Genomic DNA, 1620 nt, shown 5'->3' on the forward strand with positions numbered 1-1620 from the left:
TCAACTTTTCGGTACATGAACGAAAGTGCTGCTGTGCATGGCTTTTGACTAATTTTAGCTCATAGTCTTACACATTGTCAACGCCGAACGCGAGTCAAAGTCTTTTGAGGTAAGGGTTTTAGGCTTATTCAGCAAGCCCTAGCTAAGCGTTTTAGCACGGGAACCAAATCGGGAGTTCCCAGTCTCTTGGGAGTTAGCCCCATTGTCACCCCTACCAGTGCCACAGTAGGAATGCCGTGTTGACACCCTGTAATACTCTTTATGCAGCCTTCAGTAATAAGCAAGTATGGTTTGCCATTTATTGAAAAACACCGAGCTTTAAGCGCCTCTAAATCAGTCCAATACGCCTCGATTTCTGGATGCTTAACAAGGAAGGCGTCGTATTCTCCTTTCGGAGTACGGTACTTGGGACATTTTCCGTCTTTTGATGCCCACGGGGCACGAGGTCGGAGTTGCTGCTGTTTGAGGTCATCGCTCCAAAAAACTATGCAGGGTGATTTTGCCTCATATTCCAGTATCAGTGAGGCTTTCGGGATATCGGCACTGCTACAGTTTGCATATATCCAGTCAAGATCAAGCTTGCGCTCTTGTTTTAAGTAGTCGCGATCGGCGGCATTGAGTAAAGATTTATTGCGAGATTCTGTGGTAGTTGCTGAAATTGTTGATATACTATCCATAGCGGTTGATTCCTTTGACAAGGGTGGATAACCGCTATCCCTAGTGTTAAGCAAGTGGAGACAATTGCCGCGATATACCCTTCCGGCGAGGGCTACCTTCTAGAAAAAGTCTAGAAAATAGGTAAATAATGCTATGTTTTAATTCAAGATTTATCAAGGTTCCTTCTTACTCACTTCACTAGGGGTAGCGGGAGCTTTTTTTTGCCTGCCGACCAGGCGGGTTAATCTCCGCTTGACGCATTAATCAACCCTGGTTGTGATTATAGCCTGTCGGCGGATGGCGAGGGTAATAAAAATGTGGTAGCAATCAGCGGAAAAAGTTATGTTGAAACCTATAGGGCTTGCACAAATTTTCTTGGGGTGATTTTACGAAAAAATATTCCTAAGCCATATAGGTTTCCGCCACAGAAATATACAATTATGACCCAGCTTGCGACTTGAATAGACGAGCTTTGCAAAACGTCCGAAACAGTTCGCGGGCGTTTTCCTCTGAGGGCTGCTCTTGGCAGTATTGAGCAAACTCGGTTATAGCATCAGCTAGCAAGGCGACTAGCTCGTTGTCGTCACCTTCAAACACCTCCTGCCTAACTCCATCAAACAAAAGTTGGTAAAACTCCTTGAGGAAACAATATTTGACGTAATTCACGTCGTAATGAATGAATCTCGCCTTGAGAGTGGCATACCGAGGGCTTTCCTTTTTCAAAAATGACCCTTTGTACTGAATCATCCCGTCTTCTTGAAGCATCTCAATTTGAGGTGAGATAAGGCTTCTCGTTTCGTACCAAGGGGTAGTTTCAACTTCCATTAGACCTCTTGCGAAAGTCTCAGGCGATCTCTAATTTAGTCTTTAAAGAAAGTTCATAATTATAAATACCAGCGATCAAATTAAATCTTAATCCGAAGCGCCTTCTTCGATTCCGATATCTTGATGAAAGTATTCTAA

At 43.8% G+C, this 1620-nt stretch carries 2 protein-coding genes and 1 pseudogene; all 3 read right to left on the reverse strand.

The genetic code is table 11. The features are described 5' to 3' along the window. Positions 1-128 precede the first annotated feature (128 nt). Positions 129-677: a hypothetical protein gene (locus tag ACUVJL_RS02840; protein ID WP_445244459.1), complete on the reverse strand. Its 549-nt coding sequence runs from the start codon at positions 675-677 to the stop codon at positions 129-131. Positions 678-1095: 418 nt separating this feature from the next. Continuing rightward, entirely contained in the window at positions 1096-1482 is a 387-nt protein-coding gene (locus tag ACUVJL_RS02845; RefSeq protein WP_445244460.1) for a hypothetical protein, read from the reverse strand. A gap of 19 nt (positions 1483-1501) precedes the next feature. Continuing rightward, positions 1502-1620 (reverse strand): annotated as a pseudogene (locus tag ACUVJL_RS02850) (IS5/IS1182 family transposase); the annotation flags it as partial.

The organism is Microcoleus sp. OTE_8_concoct_300, from assembly GCF_031383065.1.
In the GTDB taxonomy this organism is placed as follows: Bacteria; Cyanobacteriota; Cyanobacteriia; order Cyanobacteriales; family Microcoleaceae; genus Microcoleus.

Coding starts and splice junctions, on each gene's coding strand:
- ACUVJL_RS02840 (WP_445244459.1), bottom strand. CDS start 677: ATGGATAGTATATCAACAATTTCAGCAACTACCACAGAATCTCGCAAT.
- ACUVJL_RS02845 (WP_445244460.1), bottom strand. CDS start 1,482: ATGGAAGTTGAAACTACCCCTTGGTACGAAACGAGAAGCCTTATCTCA.